We start from the raw sequence: 24093 nt of genomic DNA, 5'->3' as shown, positions 1-24093 counted from the left end.
CTGCGCAGTGACAAGACTAGGGAATAGCGAATCGTGGAAAAATATCCTGTTACATCAAAAAGATGCCCTTGCTGTCAATCAGCTAGTGTTGAGATTATTGATAACAACGTTAGCTTCAAGCGGAGGCCTTCACACCAATGCGGTCAGTGTGGAGCAAAACTGAGGGTGCACATGACAATCAAAGTGCTGTGGTCAATTCCTGCCCTAGCTGTATCGCTCTTATCCATCTGGATCTTTATTCCTATGCTTCAGTCACAAGAAATGTCAGGGGCAATCCGAGCTGCACTGATAGGAGGACTAGGCGGCATATGCTTTTGGTTGCCTATGCATGTATTAATACGCGGAATGGTTTTTCGGTTATGGCAAAAATAGAGCCGTTGGTTGGGCTAAGCCTACGCAGCCCAACATTTACCGCAAAAGACCGCCAAGCATGGCGGTTTTTCTTTACCTGCATCAATTGATCACACTCGGATTAGCGGCTATGCGCCGCGGCACTTAATTTTCTTGCTTCGCCAAGGAAAGTAAGCAAAAGAAGGCGACCCGGGCGAAAAGCGCTCCGCGCTGCCCTTGCTTCGTCGTGAGCCAAACGATAAAACTGTTCGTCTCCCTCCTCGCCGCGGTTTTCGCTACACGGGAATTAAAGCCCCAGACCAATCATCGCGATATATACCTGCTGTAGTCTTACTCAAAAAATTGATCGCAAAAACCCGGCTTCCCCTTGTTCCTCGCTAGGCTTGGTACAAGAGATTTCACGTAGCTCAACGAAGTTTGAAATTAAGTCGATGTATTGCCTTCTAAACATTGAAATTCAATGCCTACAATTAAATACATCAACATCCAATTCGATTCGTCATTCCGGCGCAGGCCGGAATCCAGCGTCAATGCCACCCGCAACGAAGCTCTGGATACCGGCCTGCGCCGGTATGACGACAAATACAAAATCCAGTTCTGATTGGACAGCACCAACCCGATACCAAGTAGCGACGTAGATACCGTCTTGCCAGTCAAGCATTTTGGTACTCAGCTTGATACTTTTTTTGCGTTTTCAGCACGCCGAAGCACAGGTGAACCAGTTTACGCATGCAAGCACCGAGCGCCGACATTTTACTCTTGCCTCGGGCAAGCAAGCGCTCAAATAAGGCTTTGACGTGCGGGTTGTGCTTGGTCGCCACAATGGCCGCCATGTAGAGCACTGCACGAACCTTTGCAGGGCCAGCTTTAGACAGTTTGGCGCGTCCAAAAATCGATGAACCCGATTGCCGTTCCACGGGGGCCAAGCCCAAATACGCCGATAATTGTTCCGCCGTATTGAACTGATGTGTGTGCATCACCGACAGTAATTGCGTGCCACTTTGTGGGCCGACTGCGGGGATGCTTTGCAGCAAATCGAGGTCGTTTTTCAGGCTAGGATGACGGTCGATGTGATCGTCAATTTGGCTTTGTAGCTTTTTAAGTTGTGCGTTTAAAAAGGCAATACTGTCGTGAATCGACTGATGAATTAACTCGGGCGTAACGGTCGATTCGGCCTTTTCTTGGCGGTTTTGCTCGCGGAGCAAGTCTTGCAGAATCGCTTCGCGGCGAGCCAGAAGTCCTTTTAGAATGCGGGCTTCAGGCGGTGGTGGCATCCACGCAGTGGGTTTAATCATCGCACAGTAACGCGCCAACACTTGACTATCTACACCATCGGTTTTGGTGCGCACCGCGAGGCCTTGGCCGAAGTGTTTAACCTGAGCAGGGTTAGCAATCGAGACGCAGGCGCCAGCGTCATGTAGTAGCGTAGCGGCCAGTTCGTGATATACGCCAGTGGCTTCCATCGTAACGTGCAGCAGATCGTGCGGAATATGATTTTTAGTGAGCCAACTGAGTAAATCGGCGAGTCCTTTGGTGGTGTTAGCAACCACTTTGGCTTTGCCTTTGAGTGGTTCAAGTTGGGTCAGTAAATAGCAATCGATTTTGGCTTTAGCGACATCAATACCGAGATAAAACATAACAATTCTTCCTGTGAAAAGCCTAATTCGCCCACTTGCCTTGTGCATGCAGGGTCAACGCCCTTGGCTACCGTTCAGTGTCTGATTTGGCGAAAGAAGTGAGGCAAAGGGTTTAATCTACGCAGCAAGGTCGATGCCTTCAGGGTGGGCTCAAACTCACTTCGCCTCATGTGGTAGTAGCTAACCACCACGGAGAGAAAGATACAAGGTTGGGCTAAGCTTGCGCAGCCCAACGTTTACCGCGACAAACCGCCAAACATGGCGGTTTTTTTACCTGCATCAATTAATCACACATGGATTAGCGGCTATGCGCCGCGGCACTTACTTTTCTTGCTTCGCCAAGAAAAGTAAGCAAAAGAAGGCGACCCGAGGCGAAGTCGGCTCCGCCGTTCCCTCTCTCGTCGCGAGCCTAGGTCTCGCTCCTCGCTCGGCCTTCGCTTTAACGGGATTTAAAAACCATCGCCCAACCATTGCGATAAATACCTGCCTTGGTATTGCCCTGCATCTCATTCTAATAATTGCCCACGCCGATATACCCCGCCGCTCATTAGAACGGATTGCCCGTGGAGTCGCGCCGTTCGGGAGGCTGTTGGCGAGGTCTTAAGACGCGACTGTTTGAGCTGCGCGACGCTAGCGCGCAGCGAGTTTTCGCGTCGCCTTGCCAATTGCTGGACGGACGGGGTTTCGTGGCGATCGGGCGCGCGCGGGTTGCAAGGGGCGGCGCAAGACCCGCTCCTTGCTCGTCCGGCGGGCGAAACCGCCGGTTTACCGCTTGCGCCAGCAAGCCAGCCTTGTAGAGCAGGATACAGCTCACGCTGATTTCCAGTTGAAAAATGAAAACAGATTGGCGGGTTACGCCTTCGGCTAACCACGCCCTACGCTATGAAATTCACACCGTTTCAATCCATCCCCAAAGCCCCATTTCACACCGAAAAATAAGTGTTATCCCTTACTCCAAACCCCATTCACTGTGCCCCACTTCACACAATCCAACACAGTAAGAAAAGCTTGCAAGAAACATTTGTTAATTCAATCCACTGCATGATAAATTACGCGCGCTTAGTGCCAAGATAAATCAATATTATCAGAAACTTATAAGCAAATTTGTGCTGCAACCGCACATCAAATTGCCTAAAGCTAAGCCACCAAACCACAAAAACTCGGAGCAGACGACATGAAGAAAAAACATATATCTAGCCTGATTGCCACTAGCCTTTTCGCTGCCAGCGGCGCGCTGGTGATGCCACAAATGGTATCCGCCCACGGTTCAATGGAAGTGCCGGTAAGCCGCGGGTTAAGCTGCTTTAACGAAGGCCCAGAAACCCTCAAGTCTGCTGCCTGCCAAGCGGCCGCAGCGACTTCTGGCAAGCAAATGTTGTACGACTGGCCCGGTGTGAATCAACTACCGAATGGCGATCACAAAGCATTTGTGCCGGATGGCCAATTGTGTGGCGGTGGTAAACCGGATTACGCAGGTCTGAATTTGCCGCGTAACGACTGGGCGACCACGCCGATTGCTCCGGATGCGAATGGTAACTTTGATTTTATTTTTTACGGCACTGCACCACACCAAACTCGCGACTGGCAGCTTTATGTGACGCGCGATGGTTGGAATCAAAATCAACCACTGAAATGGTCTGATTTAGAAAATTTCTGCACATTGGGTAATCTTCCAGTTGATAGCAATAAGCGTTACAAACTGACTTGCAAGTTGCCGAAAAAAACCGGCCAACACATCATTTATCTGACTTGGCAACGTAGCGACAGCACCGAAGCTTTCTATTCTTGCTCAGACGTGAACTTCACTGGCGGCGTGAATACATTTAAAGAAATCGGTCAAATTCGTGCGGCACAAGATTTGACTGCGGGCACGAAAGTGTCATTCCGTCTGTTTGATAACAAAGGCTTTGACGTTGAAAACATCCAAGTGACTTTGGGTTTTGACAATGTGACTGGTCTAGAAACCAATTTGATGGCGAATTGGCCGTATGCTTTAGCTCAAAAAGTGAATGAAACTTCACGCAATGTGAGTATCGGTGTCTTGCAAACCAATGGCACGATCAATCCGGTGAAAAGCGCGCAAGATAACCGCGTTTACAACCGCAGCGGTTTGGAATTGACTTACCAAATTGATATTGCTTCACCGGGCGGCACTACACCGACACCAAAACCAACCGTGGCACCAACAGCAACGCCAAAACCAACGATTGCACCAACGGCAACACCAGTGGTTACCGCTACGCCGAAGCCCACTGTCGCACCAACAGCAACACCAGTGGTAACAGCAACGCCAAAACCAACCTTGGCACCAACGGCAACGCCAGTTGCGACTGCGACACCGAAACCAACGCTAGCGCCAACTGCAACACCAGCACCAACGGCAACAACGCCACCAGACAGCACTGTTTGCGCAGCAGCCTGGAGCTCTAGCAAGCAATACACTACACCGAATATCAAAGTTTCATACAACGGTAAAAACTACAGCAATAAGTGGTGGACCGTCGGTGAAGTGCCATCGGCTTCTGGCCAATGGGGCGTTTGGAAAGATGAAGGCGCTTGCAAGTAATACAGTGCAGATTGGGCACTGATGCACTCAGTGCCATTGTGTAGTCGTAAAAATAGCCCGCAGGTATCGCGGGCTATTTTTATGCTTTCGATTTGATTAAGCAGTTTGCATCGCAGCCAAGGCCAATTGATGCAATTGCGGATTTGCCGCAGCAATCACCCGCCCAACCGAGCCTTTGACTAAGGCTTGGCCTTGCCAATCCGTCATCACGCCACCTGCCGCAATCACAACGGGCGCAACGGCAGCAAAATCATGCAGTTTCAGACCTTCTTCAATCACGATATCCAAACCTGCGGTCGCGACCAAGGCATATTGATAGCCATCGCCACCATAAACGGTGAAGCGGCCACCTTGCTGCAGGCTATTAAAAGCGCGTAGGCCTGACTCAGAAAAATATTGCGGCCCAGTCGTGCCAATCCGCGCACGCGCCAGCTCGGTAATTTGGCTGACCGTGATGGTTTCCCCGTTCAAAGTACAACCCTGCCCGACCACGCCCACCCAGCGTTCATTGGCAATCGGCTGATTGACCACGCCCAACACCGGCTGACCACGGTATAAAAGACCGATTAAGGTCACAAACAATGGCCGACCCGTAATAAAGGCTTTGGTACCATCGACCGGATCAAGTACCCAAACCCAATCTGCGTCTTCACGCTCGGCACCAAACTCTTCACCAATAATGCCTTCATCAGCTCGTTCGGCGTTAATCAAGGCGCGCATCACTTGCTCAGCTTCACGGTCGGCTTGCGTCACTGGGCTAGCATCGAGTTTATCGTCGATGGCTAAGCCGGTACGGTAATATTGACGAATCACTGCCGCGCTAGCATCGGCCAATTTTTGTGCAAATTCAATTTGCGCCTGACTTGGTTTCACAAAATTCTCCTTAATTAAAATTGCGTACTGATTTTGCTATTTTACGGGGAATTGATGACAGTCTGTAGCGCGTTTTAACTGTGTTATTTTACTTCGTGCTCTGCATATTTCTTACTCAATAAGAATCAATATTATTAGTATTTTTATTCATTACGCTTGTCGTAATATATTGTTGATAATTGTCAATATCCGCGTAAAATCATTGAACAATCAGTGTTGCCAACCCCCGAACTCATCGCAAGGAGATCAGCATGCAAGGCGATAAAAAAGTCATCAAAGCGTTGAATACCGTTTTAGCCAACGAGCTAATTGCCATCAATCAAACTTTTTTACATGCACGAATTTACAAAAATTGGGGTTATAAAGCACTCAATGATAAGGCCTACCACGAATCGATTGACTCGATGAAACGGGCGGACAAATTGATCGAGCGCGTTCTATTTTTAGAAGGCCTGCCTAATTTGCAAGATTTGGGCAAATTGTTGATCGGTGAAGACGTTGCTGAAATGTTGGCCTGTGATTTGAAATTATTTAGCGGATTTCTTGGCACACTGAAAGACGCCATCAAAACCTGCGAAACAGCGCAAGACTACGTCAGCCGAGATTTGCTTGAAGACTTGCTCGAAGATGAAGAAGAATACATTGATTGGCTAGAAACGCAGCAAACACTGATTAAAGACATGACATTGGCGAACTATCTGCAATCACAAGCGTTTGGTGAGTAAAGACCAATACAAAAATTTCCAGCAAGGCGCGCCGTCGATGACAGTACATGCAGTACGGCAAGACGTAGCAACGCAGCCGGGAAGTTTTTGATTACATTTGAAGGAGAATCATCATGAAAGGTAGTCCAAAAGTCATTGCCGCTTTAAGCGAACTACTCGCTGCGGAGCTGACCTCGGTCGATCAATATTTTGTTCATAGCCAGATGTATCATAACTGGGGCTACGATAAACTATTTGAGCGGATTGACCACGAACGCCAAGATGAAATCGGTCATGCCACTCTACTGATCAAGCGTATTTTATTTTTGGAAGGCATCCCGAATGTGGCAGCACGCACGCCGCTACGCATCGGTAGCAATGTGCCAGAAATGCTGCAATTTGATTTATTGACCGAATACGAAGTGGCCGCCGCGCTGAAAAAAACCATTGCGCTCTGTGAAAAAGAGCAAGATTACGTCACCCGCGATATGTTGATGACCTTGCTCGAAGATACCGAACAAGATCACGCGCACTGGCTAGAACAGCAATTGTTCCTGATTAAACAAATCACGCTCGAAAATTACTTACAATCACAAGCTTTTTAATCAAAGGTATCAAGCTGTAGCCATTATTAAGCAATGGCTACAGCTTGATACTACAGCAATCCAACAGTTTTACCCAAATTCAATATTTCAGCTGCACCAACAAAGCATTCCCACTACACTGCGTTTTTTGATTTCAGTTAGTTTATTTTTATGACCAGCAGCGTCATCCTAAAAACCATCTTCAGTAGTTTTTTGTTACCCCCCGGCCTTTTTATCCTCTTATTAATGCTGGCTTTTGCCCTGCGCCACCGAGCCCCGAAGTGGAGTCCACGGCTATTTTGGAGCACATTAGCTGCGATGTATTTACTCAGTACACCGCTAGTTGGCAATCAAATTTCACAATTAGTGGAATCACAAATTCAAAATCAAGCCAATCCTGGCATCACCGCCAGTGCGATTGTCGTCTTGGGGGGCGGCTCTCGATTTGGCGCCAAAGACATGCTGGAAGGGCAAACCATCAATAATATAACGCTGGCACGCGTCCGCTATGCGGCCAAAGTCCACAAATTCAATCACCTACCGATTTTAGTCTCTGGTGGCGCACCTCAAGGCGGTATCCCAGAAGCGCAATTGATGCGACAAAGCTTGCAGAAAGATTTTGGGGTAACAACAACTTGGCTGGAATCTGCGTCAAACGACACCGATGACAATGCCAAAGAGAGCGCGAAATTATTACTGCCGCAGTATGCGGAGATTATTTTAATCACTTCCGCCGAGCATATGCTGCGTGCCAGCCGCAGTTTTGAACAAGCGGGCTTCATCGTCCACGCTGCGCCGACTGATTTTCATAATCACGAGCCATTCAGTGTGATGAGCTTTTTTCCCAGCGCTAAAGTGCTCGCAAGCAGTAGTAGCGCCAGCCGTGAATTGCTCGGGCAAATTTGGTATCGAATTTTAGGGCATTAAGGGTATATGAATGCAGCCAATATTTAACATTGGCCACATTCATATACGTCATAGATGTGGAAAATCAGGGTTCCAAGCCACTTCCCACAAGTGGCCATCAGGGTCGGCAAAGTAACCAGTGTAGCCGCCCCAAAAAGCGGTGTGGCCTGCTTTGACTAAGCGCCCACCGCCTTGCGCGCCAATCGCCAATAATTGATCAACTTCTTCAGGGCTACGCACATTGTGCGCTAGGGTAACACCACGAAAACCACCACCAGCACTAGGTACGCCAGCATCTTCTGCCAGTAATTCATGGGGATACAAGGCTAACCAAGTCACCCCCATTTCAAAAAAAACCACGTTCTCGAGTACCGTGCGTGGTTTCAGACCAAGAATGTCGCGGTAATACACCAATGAGCGCGCTAAATCAGTGACGCCTAAGGTGATAAAACTAACCCTAGGCTCCATTTAAACACCACCTGTGCTGCGCTTAGCCAATTCGTAGACCGTTTTACCCTGCAATTTGAAATACTCTGCAGCGTGGTAGAGGTTTTCAGAATGCCCAACAAACAGCAATCCGTCATTTTTCAAGAGCGGCGCAAACCGTTGTAGGATTTTAAGCTGCGTGGGTTTATCAAAATAAATCATCACATTGCGGCAGAAAATCGCATCAAACGGCCCACGCAGCATCCAATTTGCTTCAATCAAATTAAGTTTGCGAAACACAATCATATTGCGCAATTCGCTCTTAAGTTGGTATCGGCCATCGGCTTGCTTATCAAAAAATTTACTGACGCGCTGCGGCCCCAATTTTTGCACTTCAAGGGCTGGATAAATACCCTGCCGTGCCACATCCAGTACATTGGTATCTAAATCAGTCGCGATGATTTTAACGGGCGGGCGTAAGGAATCAAACGCTTCACAAGCCGTAATCGCAATCGAATACGGCTCTTCACCAGTACTCGATGCGGAGCACCAAATATTGATCGTACCAACACTACGCCAGTTTTTCAGCTGTTGGTTCAAAATCTCAAAATGATGCGCTTCACGAAAAAATGAGGTGAGATTGGTGGTCAGTGAGTTAGTAAACAACTCAAATTCTTTCTGATCACCGCGCTCTAGTACCTGCAAATATTCATTAAATGTCTTTAGATTGAGCGCACGCAAGCGTTTAGCCAAACGGCCATACACCATATCGTGCTTTGAGGTGGCCAAAGAAATACCTGCGTAGTTGTAAATCTTGACACGAATTTTTTCAAAATCCGCTTCAGTAAATTGAAATTCACGATTACTACCTAGCATGGCGCTGATTCCTAATAAAGATCACTGAATACAAACAGCATAGCTGATTTACAGGCCGAGTTCGCCCCAAATTGCATCGATTCGCGCCACCGAAGCCGGATCACGCTCAATCACCCGCCCCCACTCACGATTTGTTTCACCTGGCATTTTATTAGTGGCATCGAGCCCCATCTTGCCACCCAAACCAGAAATCGGGCTGGCAAAGTCCAGATAATCAATCGGCGTATGTTCGACCAAAGTCGTATCACGCACAGGGTCCATCCGCGTAGTGATCGCCCAAATGACTTCTTTCCAATCGCGGCAATCAACATCATCGTCAACGATGATGATGTACTTGGTATACATAAACTGACGTAAGAACGACCACACACCAAACATCACCCGTTTGGCATGCCCAGGATATTGCTTTTTAATCGATACAATCGCCATCCGGTAACTACATCCCTCTGGCGGCAAATAGAAATCTACAATTTCTGGAAACTGCTTTTGCAAAATCGGGACAAACACTTCATTCAGTGCCACCCCCAAAATAGCCGGTTCATCTGGCGGTTTGCCCGTGTAGGTGCTGTGATAGATCGGATCGGGGCGCGAGGTAATCCGCTCCACCTCAAAGACCGGAAACCAATCTTGCTCATTGTAATAACCGGTATGGTCGCCGTAGGGGCCTTCTAAGGCGTGCAAAAAGCCATTGAGCTCTTTGAGCGGCACACCGTGCTCTGATACGCCGCGATAGCCCGTCTCGCATGGTTTAAGCACGCCTTCGAGAATAATTTCGGCAGTCGCAGGCACTTGTAAATCAGAGCCAATACATTGCACTAGTTCTGTTTTACTACCACGTAGCAGCCCAGCAAATTGATATTCACTCAAAGTATCTGGCACCGGCGTTACCGCACCGAGAATGGTAGCGGGGTCACAACCCAGCACCACGGCCACCGGATAAGGTTGCCCAGGGTTTTGTTTGGCATGTTCACGAAAATCAAGTGCGCCACCACGATGCGCCAACCAGCGCATAATCACTTGATTGCGGCCAATCACCTGCTGGCGATAAATCCCCAAATTTTGGCGTTTTTTATTCGGGCCTCGCGTAACTACTAAGCCCCAAGTAATCAACGGTGCCACATCGCCCGGCCAGCAATGTTGAATCGGTAGTGTACTTAAATCGACATCTGAGCCTTCGAGTATATTCTCTTGGCAAATTCCTTTACGAATCTCTTTCGGTGCCATATTGAGCACTTGTTTAAGCAAAGGCAGCTTTTCCCAAGCATCTTTAAAGCCTTTTGGCGGCTCAGGTTCTTTCAAATAGGCGAGCGTCTGGCCAATTTCCCGTAATGCAGACACATTTTGTGCGCCCATGCCCAACGCAACACGCTGCGGCGTACCAAACAAATTACCCAAAACCGGCATGCTGAAACCGGGTACATTCTCAAACAAGACCGCAGGCCCCGCCGCGCGCAATAAGCGATCACAGACCTCGGTCATTTCTAGCTTGGGTGAAATCGGTGTTTGTATCCGTTTCAATTCACCTTGGGCTTCCAATTGCGCCATAAAATCGCGTAAATCACGGTATTTCATGCTGACTCCAGCCAAAAAAATGCCCGGCATAAACCGGGCTGGTTTTGATACTGCGGAAATTTATGCAGAAAGTGTCATTGTTGCAGTGTGGCTCGCTCCAGCAGCCAAAGTCAGCGCATTATCAAAAACATCGCCGCGTTCAACACAAACAAACTGTCGATAAGCATCACTGCCAATATCGGCAATATTTTTTGCATGCTCACCTGGATTCCAAACGACAGCACTATGTGCAGAACTTGCAATACGAATGCTGCGCGTACCATCAACGATGGTTTGCACTTCGGGTACGTCAAGATAAACCCGATCCGTTGAGCCAGTAAAAACAACATCCCCTTGCTGCACTAGGCGACGTTCCACACCGATCGTATCGATGTAATTCAAATCCGCCAATCCAGTGACCACGACTTGGGTATAGTCTGAAATGGCAAAGTAAGTATGGAACGCGTAGGTATACGGTACTGATGTATCGCTCAAATTCTGAGTCGTCATGCTCAAATCAAGTGCTGTACCCACTACAATCGTAAACTCAAAATTGAACGCATAAGGCCACATTGCACGAGTCTGCTCGCTGTCTTGCAAACTCAGTACGATTTCCGTTCGGCCATCGGCCAAATTACGCGCTGACTGCAAGGTCCAATCCGTGCTGCGCGCAAAGCCATGCGATGGCAGCCCCTCTGGATGACCACCAAACCACGGCATGCAAAGCGGAATACCGCCACGAACAGCTTTAGCCGGCTCAAAAATCGCATTAGGTGATAGCCATAGCAAATCCTGGCCGCCCGCTGGAACAAATGAAAGAAGATGAGCGCCTTGAATGGCAATCACAGCCGAACCCAATTGATTTTCCACCACCAGCAGCGGCAATCCCTCACCTACTTGCTTAAAATGAGCGCCTGAAGTCGTTAAGTGGACGCCATTTACATTGGCCAATACCGTAGAAAAATCTTGTTGAGTCATTCAAAAAAGCTCCATCGTTAAGCGCTCATTTTAAAGTAAAGCCAACAAAGCGGCTATGATTCTTTGTTTGGCACCCAGACCAACGCATCGCCCGTTAACACGACAACGCCGCGCACGATGCACTCGGTCAGTAATTTAACGCGCTGTTTTTCGGGGTAAATCTCGATAATCGTAGCTCGGGCTGTGACGGTTTCACCGATGTGGACAGGTTTCAAAAATTTGATGTTCTGCCCCATATAAATGCAGCCGGGACCCGGCATTTTCATCCCAATCACGCTGGATAAAAAACTAGCGGTTAGCATGCCGTGAATAATTCGACTACCAAAACGAGTTTGACTCGCAAACTCTTCATCAATATGCATCGGATTGTTGTCACCCGTTAGGCCGGCAAACAGCACAACGTCGGTTTCGGTGACCGTTTTCCGGTACTCTTCAAAATCACCCACAGATAATTCATTAAAATAACGAGCCATGCCAAACTCCTCTAATGATCACATTCCAAACGGAATCATGACATCCTATAGGAGTTTGTGGCTCAATTTATTAAGACAACACAATCACTTAGGGCAAATTACTCGGTGGTATACCTTGGATGCTTCGCTCGGGATCGAACCAACGTGAAATCCACTTAAATGAACGACGCCATGCATCTTGTGCTGCAGCTGAATTCGATTGTGAAACGGCTTTCGCACCAGAGGAATTACTTGATTTTTTAATCGGAGCGATATCTGCGCTGGCAAAGTCATGCTCGGCATCGGAGTAGCTGACTTTATGAAATAGATCTTGACCCGACTTGAGGCCCAATTCACGACAGTATTCAGCAGCCGCAGTTTCACCCTCTTCGCCAATCAACAACAAAGTTGGTGCAGCAACTCGATAGTTTTTCAAACCTAAAAACAAGCGGCAATTCGGATAAAAAGCCACTGCTGATTTTACGCCTGGATTGCTTCTGTTCATCAATGACAATACTGTAGATGCACCTTCTGCCCAGCCAATCACAGCAATTTTGCTCGCATCAACTTCATTGCGAGCTTTTAACCATGCAATTGCAATCTGTGCATCATTGGCACGTAATCCAATACTTTTTTTATTGGTACGCCCGACACAACCTTGCCGTTTACCTTTTGGACCCAATACATCCAGCATCAAAACACCAAAGCCCATCTCTTGCAGTAGTGACGCCATTTTCATGGTTCGTTCATAGCTAGGCGTTTGCTGTTTCGCCAAGCGATTACAGCCATGCAGCAACAAAACGGCAGGGCCAATCGGCTTATTAGGCGCTAAATAGACGCCCGACAGAGAAACTCTGCCAGAATTAATTGTGACTGTTTTAGCCGCGACATGAGATGTCACGCATGTAAAAACGATAAACAGCAGAAATTTCATTTATACAATCAATCGGAAGGCAACAGGGAATCGGTACAGCAAGCCTTTGCTAGTACTTATTGCGGCCAAGATACAGCACACAATATGAGTAATAAACAACAAACCAGCCACTATCGAGCCGAGCAAGGGAATCCACCCAAGCACGCATGACAAAAGCAAAATATTAATCGACCAGTTTAGCGCTTCTTTACCCGCTAAATAAACAAACTGGTCTTCTTTCTTCAACAAAACAGCAAGTAAGCCAGGAAAAAAACTAAAAAACAACGTGAAAACATACACCAGAGTCGCCCAATTTTTGGCGTCAGTTGATACAGGCAAAGTCAATTTAAAATCTGAGTGCTGCATTAATCTATCAACGGCAAAATTCGGAGGGTGACTTTACCACAGCGGCGATCTTCATAAAAGTTCATCCAAGCCCAATCCAAGCGCTTTCGAATATTTATCAATAAATCCACAGCCCGATGGTAAAAACACTGGCAGAAATTCAGTTTGTACACTAAACCAATTATGAACCTAGTGCACTGCAACAATTTCAATCAATGAGGTCAATAGCATGAGCGATACCACCCAATACTCAATTGATCAGCGTGGGGTTGCTACTGTGACATTGAATCGACCGGAACGTTGTAATGCTGTCGATGAAATAATGGTTGCTGAATTAACCGCAATATTGACCGCATTACGCCTCAATAGCGAAGTACGGATGCTAATTTTGGAAGCCAGTGGCAATTGTTTTTGCAGTGGCACAGACTTAGCTTGGATGAAGCGAGGATCGCTTTCGGATCCAAATCACAATTTTGAAGATGCACTTCGTTTTGCGCGCTTACTTCGTACCCTTGATAGACTACCTATCCCAACCATTGCTCGAGTACATGGTCCAGCACTTGGCGTTGGGCTTGGCATTATCTCATGCTGCGATTTAGCCATTTGTACTGAAGATGCCTGGTTCTCGATACCAGAAACAAGACTAGGCTTAATTCCTGCGGTGGTCGGCCCATATATCATCAGTCGTATAGGCAGTAGCGCAGCACGACGATATTTCTTAACTACTGAAAAATTTACCAGTTCAACCGCGCATAAAATAGGCTTAGTCCACGAAATAGCGGCTGATGTGCTCAGCATGGATGTACAAATTCAAAACTGGATCAGCGATATATGCCAAAACAGCCCTCATGCATTAGCCGCTGCGAAAAGATTAATTACTTCTGTCGATCATCGACCAATCGATGATGCAATGATTTCAGACACGGCTCACCGAATAGCACATATTCGGACGCATGAGGAAGCTCAAGAAGGCGTCAATGCGTATCTTGAGCAACGCTCACCCTATTGGGTATCAGCTATAAGCTCGGTGGCATAATCCAAGGACGTGGTCGCGGTATAGGCCGTTGCTCTTCTGATTCTGCAACTGAGAGCAAACGCAAGGCTAACTCAGATTGAGGATAGCTTGAGCTGCTTTTATTCAACAAAATTTGTGCTTGGTCTGACAAATTTTGTCCAGAAGACATATCAAAAATATTCGACATTTTATGCTCCTCCATTCGAAAGTTATTGCGTTGAGGAACCTTACAAAAACAAGCTTACAATTACAATATCGGAGCATTTGCACAAAAATACAATCTTTTTTTCAATAAAAAACGGCTGCTTAAATTCGCAGCCGTTTAAATTGAAAATGAGCGTTTTTTACTGAGCTTGGGGGGCTTTTAAGTGATACTTCACTTTAGTCTCTTTTTTAATCGCATCAATAAAAGCATTCAACTCAACTTGACCATACATTTTGGCTAGACTCTCTTGCATCTTAAACTGACTTTCGGCGGATAATTCTGGGGCAGGCAGTGCAGCAGTCACTTTATAGATAGCATAACCACGGCCAGGAACTGCAGAACCAACGTAAGCGGGTAATTTTGCAGGGTCGGCTTTAAAGATCGCTTTCAAATCAGCATCTGACACACCTTGCTGGGCAATCCGGGTAAACCCTTTTGTCTCACCCCAAGTCAAAGGCACAGCAGCGCCAGTTTTTAGGCTAGCAAGTTTCTTCTCACCGTCAGCCAAAGCTAAAGCAAGTGCTTTTTCCTGTTTTAATTTCTGAGAGATTAAAGCGGATACTTCTGCTAAAGTTTGTGTGCTTGCCGGCTTATGCTCTAACACGCGCGCGGAAATGAATTGACCTGGTGCAATCTCGATGGCTTCAGTATTATGCTTCGCTTTTAAGACATCATCTGAATACACAGCTTCAATCAATTTTGGATTATTCAATATCGAATCAGCAGTTCCTGTACGCGTTACCCAATCACTCTGCTTTAACGTTAGTTTCAATGCATCGGCAGTCGGCTTTAAACTATCAGACTGCTGATAAACTAATTCTGTAAATTTCTCTACTTGCGCTGGAAATGCCGTTTGAATTTTTTGCAATTTGAGCTTTTCCACAATAGCCGGTTTTACGTCAGCCAAGCTTGCAGATTTAATTTCATTTAGTTGCAAAATATGAAAACCATATTCTGTTTCTACAATGCCACTGATCTCACCTTTTTTCAGGCTAAATGCAGCTTGATCAAAGGCTTTAACCATTGCGCCACGAGCAAAAAAGCCTAAATCACCGCCATTCACTGCCGAACCTGGATCCTGAGATTTTTGCTTTGCAAGTTCAGCAAAACGCGCGGGAGCCGCTTTGACCTCTGCCAAAATAGCTTCAGCTTGCTTACGAATGGCAGCTCGGTCAGCCGGTTTTGCTGCTTTATCAACAGTCAGTAAAATATGACTAACACGGCGTTCTTCTTTTACCAGCTCTTGCTGATGCTCGGCAAAATACTGGGCAACTTCTTCATCTTTGATTGTTTGTGCCGCAGCTAAATCAGCTTGCGACAACAATACATATTCCAATTTAACCATTTCTGGTTTTTTAAAGTTGGCTTGATTTTCATCGAAGTATTTTTTGATTTCAGCATCAGAAATCGTGACCTGAGATAAATACGGCTCAGGAGAAACAATCGTAGTAGCAACCTCACGCTTTTCAGCCATCAGTTGATTGAGTTGCTGCATCGACGCTTTCGAAACAAAACCGGTTTGCACAGTCCCATCCATCAATTGTCGCATGACAATATCCTGGCGAACTTTTTGTTCAAAAATTGCCGGCGTCATTTGCTGTGCGGCCAATAACTCTTGATAACGTTGCTGATTAAATTTGCCATCAACCTGAAACGCAGGGATTTGTGCGATCGCATTAAATACCATGGCATCTGGCGCTGCTAATTTCAGCTGAGTTGCTCGCTCTTGCAGGAGTTTCTGGCGAATCAATTGCTCAACCACCATTGGCTTCATTTCGTCAGAAATTGTTTGATTGCCAATCGCTTCCGCAACATCACGATCCGTAATAGTGTGGGCACCTACCTTAGCAAGATAGGGCTGATTTGCATCACTCATGGCCTCATATCCAGTGAGCCCCACCCCAACGATCAAGCCCAGAGAAACCAATCCCAATACTACGGTTACTGCTGTTCTATTCTTTTCGACAATATCAAACATACTTGGAAAACTCCTGCTATTTGTGCGCGTTATCATGCCATATTGCGGCGGTGCTGTCTGTAAGCAAGATGCTTTAAACAACAAAAAGGGCAAACTGACGTTTGCCCTTTTGAATTTTTTGGCGGAGTGGACGGGACTCGAACCCGCGACCCCCGGCGTGACAGGCCGGTATTCTAACCAACTGAACTACCACTCCCTTGACAATCTACATAGCAAAGACGTTGCCACGTAATTCGTCATTTCATTCTACCGACGCACAAAAACTTATTGAACTGCGTCTTTTAAAGATTTGCCAGCACGGAATTTTGGCTGTTTTGCAGCTGCGATAGTGATGCTTTCGCCTGTACGTGGATTACGGCCTGCGCGCTCTTCACGCTCAGAAACATAGAAAGAACCAAAGCCAACCAAAGTCACTTCATCGCCATTTTTAAGGGCACCAGAGATGGCTTCAATAGTTGCATCTAATGCTTTACCCGCAGCGGCTTTAGAGAGACCAGCAGATTCAGCGATAGCGTCGATGAGTTCAGATTTATTCACTTACATCCCCTTTCAATTGATTGGACTACACAGTATTCTTTTTGCTATAAGCTTTATATCAAGCCGCAAAAATACATGTCAACCTGACTTGATACTTTGTTGGGTAGTTTCGACGTAATTGCTTGTTTTCTACTACACCAACATAAGTATGACTAATGTTTAGTACTGGTTTGGGTCACTTCAGTACTATCTGCAACCGGCACTTCTACAACAATGGCAGCAGCCGCTTCCGGCATATGTTCCAGAGCGTGCGCCAATACATCATCAAACCATTTGACGGAATGAATAGCAAGTCCTCGTTTCACATTGTCGGGAATATCTGCCAAATCTTTGACATTTCCCTCAGGAATCAACACGTGCTTGATCCCACCACGGTGTGCGGCAAGTAATTTTTCTTTCAAACCGCCAATGGGTAACACTTCACCTCGCAAGGTAATTTCACCCGTCATAGCAACATCACAGCGTACAGGTATACCTGTCAACACAGATGTTAGCGCGGTTGCCAAGCCAATACCTGCCGATGGACCATCTTTCGGTGTTGCGCCTTCCGGCAAGTGAATATGCATGTCATTTTTTTGGTAAAACTCAGGATCAATCCCAAGACTCACCGCCCGCGTGCGAACGACCGACAAAGCCGCTTGAATCGATTCTTGCATTACATCGCCCAGTTGACCTGTCTGAATCATTTTGCCCTTACCAGGCAGCTTCACAGCCTCAATGGTGAGCAATTCACCACCAACTTCGGTCCAAGCCAACCCTGTAACTTGCCCCACTTGGTTTTTTAACTCTGCCACACCGTATTCATAACGATGCACACCGAGGTACTTATCCAAGTTTTTGTTAGTCACGCTCAGCTTTTTATCGCTCGGTTTCATCAACAAGGCTTTCACTACTTTGCGGCAAATTTTCGCAATTTCGCGATCTAAACTACGCACGCCAGCTTCACGCGTGTAGTAGCGAATAATATCGCGAACAGCAGAATCGGCAATCAGTAATTCCCCTTCTGCAACGCCGTTATTTTTCATTTGCTTAGGTACGAGATATTTGAGCGCGATATTCACTTTTTCATCTTCGGTGTAACCCGAAAGACGAATAATCTCCATCCGATCCAATAGTGGCGCTGGAATATTCAGTGAATTCGCGGTTGCGACAAACATCACGTCCGACAAATCGTAATCAACTTCTAAGTAATGATCGCTAAACGCATGATTTTGTTCAGGATCCAAAACTTCCAATAGCGCTGAAGAAGGATCGCCACGCATATCGCTGCCAAGCTTATCCACTTCATCTAGTAAAAACAGTGGGTTTTTCACGCCAACTTTGCTCATACTCTGCAAAATTTTACCCGGCATCGAACCAATATAGGTACGACGGTGACCGCGAATTTCAGCTTCATCGCGCACACCACCTAAAGCCATCCGTACAAATTTACGATTCGTAGCGCGAGCAATACTCTCACCCAACGAAGTTTTACCGACACCTGGAGGGCCAACTAGGCACAAAATAGGCGCTTTGAGCTTTTCTACGCGTGTTTGCACCGCAAGATACTCAACAATCCGCTCTTTCACTTTATCCAAGCCGTAATGATCTGCGTCGAGAACAGTTTCCGCTGCGGCCAAATCTTTACTAATCTTGGTTTTTTTCTTCCAAGGCAAACCCAACATCGTTTCTACATAATTGCGAACGACAGTTGATTCAGCTGACATCGGCGACATCATGCGCAGTTTTTTCAATTCAGCTTCGGTTTTTTCCTTCGCTTCTTTGCTCATTCCTGCATTTTTAATTTTCTTTTCTAATTCATCCAGATCTGCGTTTTCATCTAATTCGCCGAGCTCTTTCTGAATCGCTTTCACTTGCTCATTTAAATAATATTCGCGCTGGCTTTTTTCCATTTGGCGTTTTACACGGCCACGGATACGCTTTTCAACCTGCAAAATATCGAGTTCAGATTCTAGTTGCTTGAGCAAATGATCCATTCTTGCCGCAGCGTCTTCCATTTCAAGAACGGCTTGTTTTTGTTCCAACTTGAGCGGCAGATGCGCTGCGACTGTATCGGCCAAACGACCTGCAGTATCAATACCGGCCAAAGAAGTCAAAATTTCTGGCGGGATTTTTTTATTCAGTTTGACGTACTGATCGAACTGAGACAGCAAAGCTCGGCGCATGCCTTCGGCTTCGTGATTGCTTTCATCAGCCAGCGGTTGTGGTGTTGCGATGGCTTGATAAAAGCCATCTTCGTCTTGCAAAGACTCAACCAGCGCCCGTTGCACGCCCTCAACCAAAACTTTAACCGTACCATCTGGCAACTTTAAAAGTTGCAGTACGGTGGCGACGGTACCAACAGGGTACAAATCCGCCATCGTCGGTTCATCTTTGGACGCATTCTTTTGAGCGACCAACAGAATATGCTTACCACCTTCCATTGCTGCTTCGAGCGCTTTGATCGACTTGGGGCGGCCAACAAAAAGAGGAATAACCATGTGTGGGAATACCACAACGTCTCGCAATGGCAACATTGGGAACGAAGTAGATTCAACCGCGAGTAATTGATGCTCAGACATATTGGGATGACCTGATCGAGAGTATGTTCACAATATGTGGTCATTGCGATTAAATTCAATCGCAACGCCATAAACAATCACGCCCGCATTCAGCTTCCTAGACTGAGGAAACCGCTGCGGGCGATTTAAAGGCAAGTATTACTTACTTGCGACAATCGTTTCAGCAACGACAGGAACAAATTCAGGTTTTGCTGTACCTGTAATAACTTCTTTATTCACGACGACTTTGGCAATACCCTCCATCGCGGGCAACTCAAACATTGTATCTAGCAAGGTTTGCTCAACGATAGAACGCAAACCACGCGCCCCCGTTTTACGCTCCATCGCTTTATGCGCAATTGCCGCCAACGCTTCAGAACCAATTTCTAGCTCAACTTCTTCCATTTCAAACAGTTTTTGGTACTGTTTAATCAGCGCATTTTTTGGCTCGGTTAGAATCGTCACAAGTGCCGCTTCATCGAGTTCAGCCAAAGTAGCCACCACCGGCAAGCGGCCAACAAACTCAGGAATCAAACCGAAACGAATTAAATCATCCGGTTCAACTTCATGTAGTAACTCACCAATATTCTTGCGCTCATCTTTGCTTTTTACTTCAGCACCAAAACCAATGCCGCCTTTAACTGAACGATTGCGAATAATTTTATCCAAACCTTCAAAGGCACCACCACAAATAAACAAGATATTCGTCGTATCTACTTTTGGCAAATCTTGATTTGGATGTTTACGGCCACCACTTGGTGGCACTGAAGCTACGGTGCCTTCAATCAATTTCAGCAGAGCTTGTTGTACACCCTCACCCGATACATCGCGAGTAATGGAAGGATTCTCCGACTTACGAGCGATTTTATCGACTTCATCGAGATAAACGATACCACGCTGTGCTTTTTCAACATCGTTATCGCATTGCGCTAGCAATTTAGCAATAATATGCTCAACATCTTCCCCAACATAACCTGCTTCGGTTAATGTCGTTGCATCAGCAATCACAAATGGCACATCTAGCAATTTAGCCATGGTTTGTGCAAGCAATGTCTTACCAGAACCCGTTGGGCCAATCAGCAAGATATTCGACTTTGCTAATTCAACCTCATTACCCGCTGCGCCCTTCGTAGAAAGACGCTTGTAGTGGTTATACACCGCGACTGACAAAATTTTCTTGGCGCGCTCTTGGCCAACCACGTATTGATTGAGTTCATCACGAATTTCGGTCGGCTTGGGCAATCGCTTACCTTCACTGGTCGTAATTGGACCAGCCGCTAACTCGGCGACTTCTTCTTTAATCACATCATTGCACAAATCAATACATTCGTTACAAATAAAGACCTGTGGGCCTGCAATCAGTTTTTTCACTTCATGCTGACTTTTGCCGCAGAAGGAACAATACAATAATTTTTCTTTATCTGACATGAACAGCCATTCCGAATAAAACGCGCCGAGGAAAGAAAAGCCGCCAGACTAGCTGGCGGCTACGAGAGTTTCGGCGAGAGATTAACCTGCCAAAGCCGCCCGAGAAGCTAATACTTCATCGACGAGTCCGTAAGCTTTTGCTTCTTCGGCGTTCATGAAGTTATCGCGATCGGTGTCACGCTCAACTGTTTCAATATCTTGACCAGTGTGCTTTGCGAGCAGCTCATTCAAAGTGCGCTTGGTCTTAATCAATTCACGAGCATGAATCTCAATATCCGATGCTTGGCCTTGCAAACCACCAATTAACGGTTGATGAATCATAATACGAGAATTTGGTAAGCTAAAACGTTTCCCTTTAGCACCACCCGACAACAAGAAAGCGCCCATCGATGCTGCCATGCCAATGCACAAAGTAGAGACATCGGGCTTGATAAACTGCATCGTATCGTAAATCGCCATCCCCGCTGTGACAGAGCCACCCGGTGAGTTGATATACAGCGAAATGTCCTTATCTGGGTTTTCTGATTCCAGAAACAGCAACTGGGCCACCACAAGGTTCGCCATTTGATCATTCACTGGACCAACCAGAAAAATAACCCGCTCTTTCAGCAAGCGTGAATAAATATCATACGCACGCTCACCGCGGCCGCTTTGCTCAACGACCATAGGTACTAAACCGATATTTTGCGGATCAAATTCCATATGGGACATTCCAACCTCTCAGTTTTAATTAAGTACTAAGTAGATAGGCAAAAGTTTTCTCGTTTTAACTCAAAAACTTTTGCTGCACTAACTTATTGACCTTGCTGACCCATCAATTCATCAAAAGCTATAGCTTGTTCGGTTACTTTAGCTTTTGAAAGTACAAACTCAACCACATTGTCTTCAAGTGCCATATTGGTTGGGCCTGACAAACGATCTGGGCTTTCGTAGTACCAAGCCACAACTTCGCTCGGATCTTCATAGTTTTGTGCCAAATCTTCAATAATGGCTTTAATTTGCTCTGGTTGAGTAGACAATTTTTCTGCTTCAACCAATTCAGACAATACCAGACCCAGATGAACGCGGCGACGTGCTTGTGCTTCGAACAATGCAGGTTGGAATGGTACAGTTTTCGGATCAATACCGCGCTGTTGCAAATCAGCTTGTGCGCCTTCTACCAAACGACCGATTTCCAATGAAATCAATGAACGTGGCAATTCGATTGGTGTTGCTTCAATCACAGCGCTCATCGCATTTTCTTTAACGCGAGATTTCAAGCGGAAACGAACTTCACGCTCTAGATTACCTTTGACTTCAGCGCGCATTTTTTCTACATCGCCATCAACAATGCCTAGGCTTTTCGCAAAGTCAGCATCAAGCGCTGGTAAGTTGGCTGCGGCAACATTTTTAACTGTGATAGCAAATACGGCTGTTTTACCCGCTACATCTTTGCCATGATATTCAGCAGGGAATGCAACAGTTACGTCTTTAGTTTCATCTTCTTTCATACCAACTACACCAGCTTCAAACTCTGGCAGCATTTGGCCGTTGCCGATAACGAAAGCGTAGTTGTCTGATGAGCCACCAGCAAAGGCTACACCATCAATCGTGCCTTTAAAGTCGATAATCACTCGGTCGCCCGCTGCAGCGGCACGCTCTACACGCTCAAAGCGAGTACGTTGGCTACGCAAGATGTCGATAGTTTTGTTAACTTCAGCATCGCCCACCACCAAAGTTGGCTTTTGAACTTCAACAGCGCTCAAATCACCTAGTTTGATTTCTGGATAAACTTCAAATGTCGCCACAAATTCAAACGGGCCGTTTTCAGCAGCGTCTTGTTTAGCTTCAAAGCGTGGATAGCCAGCAACTTGGAGCTTTTGCTCAACAACCGCTTCACCAAAACTACGCTCAACCGTTTCACCCAACACTTCTTCCTGAATGCGGAAGCCGTGGCTTTGGAAAACGACATTCAATGGTGCTTTACCAGGACGGAAACCGTCGATTTTAGCGGTCTTAGCTACGCGCTTGAGGCGGGCATCAACTTGCTTAGCGATTTCTTCGCGTGGTACCGCAATGGACAAACGACGCTCTAGCGCGCTCAGGGTTTCCAGTTGTGCTTGCATTACCAGTATTCCTCAAACGTATCCGAGTGATCTTACTCGGAAGAAAATTAATCAATATAAATTAATAAGAAGTGATCTGCTAAACCGAGATTTTTACGCCAACGTTTCTGACAAACACTTCAAAACCAACTGAGAAAGCGCCAATCTGACAACCTTACTCAACGAAGCTGAGCATTATAGCAAAATCTATAACCAATGACCATCTACCGCCCAGCGTGAAATCGATACACAACAGTACTAATCAAATCCACATTGCTTGCAATGTTTGGTTTGACGTTCATTTTTCAAGCGATAAAACCATATTTTTAATCGACGCAAAAAAGCCACTTGCTTTCGCTAAGTGGCTCTTCAGTTTGATGCATTGCATCTTTGTTCTGGTGGGGGATAAGAGACTCGAACTCTTACACCTTGCGGCGCTGGAACCTAAATCCAGTGCGTCTACCAATTCCGCCAACCCCCCCCAACAAGACCCGCATCTTACAGAACAACCTTCAGCTCGTCTAGCTATTTTCAAATAAAAATCAGCAAAAACCTAATAAGTTGATGAATTCAATCAGCATTCAATATTATCCAAGTCAAGCGACGTGATGCAGCGCAATCCATATTATGTTCTGTTCAGACGCTATTTACTCAACACATCTTGGCGCAATTTGACTGGCAAAGCTATACTCGCGCAACGCTCATCAACACCTAGACGGGACTTTTATGAAAAAAATCGAAGCCATCATCAAACCCTTTAAACTTGACGAAGTGCGCGAAGCACTATCCGAGCTGGGGATCTCTGGTCTAACAGTGACTGAAGTAAAAGGCTTCGGTCGCCAAAAAGGACATACCGAATTGTACCGCGGCGCTGAGTACGTGGTTGATTTCTTGCCAAAAGTAAAAATCGAAGTCGTATTATCCGATGAACAAGTCGATACCGCCATCGAAGGCATTATTAAAGCTGCCCACACTGGCAAAATCGGCGATGGTAAGATTTTCGTGAGCCCCGTTGAGCATGTGGTGCGAATTCGTACTGGCGAGACCAACGATCAAGCAGTTTAATTTGTGAGGTGGCAGGAGTTAGAGGTGAGGCGTAAAAGCTAGGGCAGGTATATTAATGCAGCCATTTATAAATATGGCT

The 24093-nt window shown here is 46.4% G+C and carries 22 protein-coding genes, 2 tRNA genes and 1 pseudogene; 6 read left to right on the top strand and 19 right to left on the bottom strand.

What is annotated here, in order from left to right:
* Positions 1 to 1004: 1004 nt before the first annotated feature.
* Positions 1005 to 1988 carry an IS110 family RNA-guided transposase gene (locus GM173_RS01385; protein ID WP_203569540.1) on the bottom strand — a complete coding sequence of 328 codons (984 nt, stop codon included), beginning with the start codon at positions 1986 to 1988 and terminating at the stop codon, positions 1005 to 1007.
* A gap of 1174 nt (positions 1989 to 3162) precedes the next feature.
* On the opposite strand from GM173_RS01385, the gene GM173_RS01380 reads away from it, so the two are divergent.
* Positions 3163 to 4554 carry a lytic polysaccharide monooxygenase gene (locus GM173_RS01380; RefSeq protein ID WP_203569539.1) on the top strand — a complete coding sequence of 464 codons (1392 nt, stop codon included), beginning with the start codon at positions 3163 to 3165 and terminating at the stop codon, positions 4552 to 4554.
* Positions 4555 to 4650: 96 nt separating this feature from the next.
* Here the strand turns inward: GM173_RS01380 and GM173_RS01375 are convergent, their stop codons facing one another.
* Positions 4651 to 5427 carry an inositol monophosphatase family protein gene (locus GM173_RS01375; RefSeq protein ID WP_203569538.1) on the bottom strand — a complete coding sequence of 259 codons (777 nt, stop codon included), beginning with the start codon at positions 5425 to 5427 and terminating at the stop codon, positions 4651 to 4653.
* Positions 5428 to 5678: 251 nt separating this feature from the next.
* On the opposite strand from GM173_RS01375, the gene bfr (GM173_RS01370) reads away from it, so the two are divergent.
* The 3 genes from bfr (GM173_RS01370) to GM173_RS01360 all read left to right on the top strand — a co-directional run bounded on the left by bfr (GM173_RS01370) (position 5679) and on the right by GM173_RS01360 (position 7642).
* Positions 5679 to 6152 (top strand): bacterioferritin, encoded by a 474-nt coding sequence (gene bfr, locus GM173_RS01370; RefSeq protein WP_203569537.1) that lies wholly within the window; start codon positions 5679 to 5681, stop codon positions 6150 to 6152.
* A 113-nt stretch (positions 6153 to 6265) separates the two neighbouring features.
* On the top strand, positions 6266 to 6736 hold the full coding sequence (bfr, locus tag GM173_RS01365) for a bacterioferritin (RefSeq protein WP_203569536.1): 471 nt from the start codon (positions 6266 to 6268) through the stop codon (positions 6734 to 6736).
* A gap of 297 nt (positions 6737 to 7033) precedes the next feature.
* On the top strand, positions 7034 to 7642 hold the full coding sequence (locus tag GM173_RS01360) for a YdcF family protein (RefSeq protein ID WP_203569535.1): 609 nt from the start codon (positions 7034 to 7036) through the stop codon (positions 7640 to 7642).
* Positions 7643 to 7690: 48 nt separating this feature from the next.
* On the opposite strand, the gene GM173_RS01355 is transcribed toward GM173_RS01360, so the two are convergent.
* From GM173_RS01355 to GM173_RS01325, 7 genes are all read right to left on the bottom strand, one after another.
* Entirely contained in the window at positions 7691 to 8089 is a 399-nt protein-coding gene (locus tag GM173_RS01355; protein WP_203569534.1) for a VOC family protein, read from the bottom strand.
* Positions 8090 to 8923, bottom strand: coding sequence for a CheR family methyltransferase (locus GM173_RS01350; RefSeq protein WP_203569533.1), 834 nt, complete (start codon positions 8921 to 8923; stop codon positions 8090 to 8092).
* 48 nt (positions 8924 to 8971) lie between these two features.
* The gene (gene ubiD, locus GM173_RS01345; protein WP_203569532.1) at positions 8972 to 10495 is read right to left on the bottom strand and encodes a 4-hydroxy-3-polyprenylbenzoate decarboxylase; all 1524 of its coding nucleotides are present in this window, start codon (positions 10493 to 10495) and stop codon (positions 8972 to 8974) included.
* A gap of 60 nt (positions 10496 to 10555) precedes the next feature.
* Positions 10556 to 11452, bottom strand: a complete 897-nt coding sequence (locus GM173_RS01340) for a D-hexose-6-phosphate mutarotase (protein WP_203569531.1) — start codon at positions 11450 to 11452, stop codon at positions 10556 to 10558.
* Positions 11453 to 11505: 53 nt separating this feature from the next.
* The gene (locus tag GM173_RS01335; RefSeq protein ID WP_203569530.1) at positions 11506 to 11925 is read right to left on the bottom strand and encodes a MaoC family dehydratase; all 420 of its coding nucleotides are present in this window, start codon (positions 11923 to 11925) and stop codon (positions 11506 to 11508) included.
* A gap of 88 nt (positions 11926 to 12013) precedes the next feature.
* Complete coding sequence (locus GM173_RS01330; RefSeq protein ID WP_203569529.1) at positions 12014 to 12838, bottom strand: dienelactone hydrolase family protein; 825 nt, start codon at positions 12836 to 12838, stop codon at positions 12014 to 12016.
* Positions 12839 to 13183: a DUF4870 domain-containing protein gene (locus GM173_RS01325; RefSeq protein ID WP_203569528.1), complete on the bottom strand. Its 345-nt coding sequence runs from the start codon at positions 13181 to 13183 to the stop codon at positions 12839 to 12841. It lies immediately after the preceding gene.
* Positions 13184 to 13391: 208 nt separating this feature from the next.
* Here GM173_RS01325 and GM173_RS01320 point away from each other — a divergent pair, with 208 nt between their 5' ends.
* Positions 13392 to 14198 carry an enoyl-CoA hydratase-related protein gene (locus GM173_RS01320; protein ID WP_275412314.1) on the top strand — a complete coding sequence of 269 codons (807 nt, stop codon included), beginning with the start codon at positions 13392 to 13394 and terminating at the stop codon, positions 14196 to 14198.
* On the opposite strand, the gene GM173_RS01315 is transcribed toward GM173_RS01320, so the two are convergent.
* From GM173_RS01315 to GM173_RS01275, 10 genes and pseudogenes are all read right to left on the bottom strand, one after another.
* The gene (locus tag GM173_RS01315) at positions 14179 to 14364 is read right to left on the bottom strand and encodes a hypothetical protein (RefSeq protein WP_203569526.1); all 186 of its coding nucleotides are present in this window, start codon (positions 14362 to 14364) and stop codon (positions 14179 to 14181) included. The two genes, GM173_RS01320 and GM173_RS01315, sit on opposite strands and share 20 nt — an antisense overlap.
* A 157-nt stretch (positions 14365 to 14521) precedes the next feature.
* Complete coding sequence (locus tag GM173_RS01310; protein WP_239078192.1) at positions 14522 to 15877, bottom strand: peptidylprolyl isomerase; 1356 nt, start codon at positions 15875 to 15877, stop codon at positions 14522 to 14524.
* Between the two features lie 51 nt (positions 15878 to 15928).
* Positions 15929 to 16360, bottom strand: a pseudogene (locus GM173_RS16335) (SurA N-terminal domain-containing protein); the annotation flags it as partial.
* Between the two features lie 119 nt (positions 16361 to 16479).
* Positions 16480 to 16556 (bottom strand) — tRNA-Asp (locus tag GM173_RS01305).
* 68 nt (positions 16557 to 16624) lie between these two features.
* A complete protein-coding gene (locus GM173_RS01300; RefSeq protein ID WP_203569524.1) occupies positions 16625 to 16897 on the bottom strand; it encodes an HU family DNA-binding protein in 273 nt (90 codons plus the stop codon).
* 152 nt (positions 16898 to 17049) lie between these two features.
* Positions 17050 to 19458 (bottom strand): endopeptidase La, encoded by a 2409-nt coding sequence (lon, locus tag GM173_RS01295; protein WP_203569523.1) that lies wholly within the window; start codon positions 19456 to 19458, stop codon positions 17050 to 17052.
* A 138-nt stretch (positions 19459 to 19596) separates the two neighbouring features.
* A complete protein-coding gene (gene clpX / locus GM173_RS01290) occupies positions 19597 to 20865 on the bottom strand; it encodes an ATP-dependent Clp protease ATP-binding subunit ClpX (RefSeq protein ID WP_203569522.1) in 1269 nt (422 codons plus the stop codon).
* Positions 20866 to 20946: 81 nt separating this feature from the next.
* Positions 20947 to 21567 (bottom strand): ATP-dependent Clp endopeptidase proteolytic subunit ClpP, encoded by a 621-nt coding sequence (clpP, locus tag GM173_RS01285; protein WP_373309318.1) that lies wholly within the window; start codon positions 21565 to 21567, stop codon positions 20947 to 20949.
* Between the two features lie 92 nt (positions 21568 to 21659).
* On the bottom strand, positions 21660 to 22970 hold the full coding sequence (gene tig / locus GM173_RS01280) for a trigger factor (protein WP_203569520.1): 1311 nt from the start codon (positions 22968 to 22970) through the stop codon (positions 21660 to 21662).
* Between the two features lie 375 nt (positions 22971 to 23345).
* A tRNA-Leu gene (locus GM173_RS01275) sits at positions 23346 to 23430 on the bottom strand.
* 245 nt (positions 23431 to 23675) lie between these two features.
* Between GM173_RS01275 and GM173_RS01270 the strand changes: the two genes are divergently transcribed.
* Positions 23676 to 24014, top strand: a complete 339-nt coding sequence (locus GM173_RS01270) for a P-II family nitrogen regulator (protein WP_203569519.1) — start codon at positions 23676 to 23678, stop codon at positions 24012 to 24014.
* Positions 24015 to 24093 lie beyond the last annotated feature (79 nt).

Source organism: Deefgea chitinilytica (assembly GCF_016881405.1).
Lineage (GTDB): Bacteria > Pseudomonadota > Gammaproteobacteria > Burkholderiales > Chitinibacteraceae > Deefgea > Deefgea chitinilytica.
The sequence above is the reverse complement of the archived record's forward strand: the minus strand, read 5'-3'. Positions and strand labels throughout refer to the sequence as shown.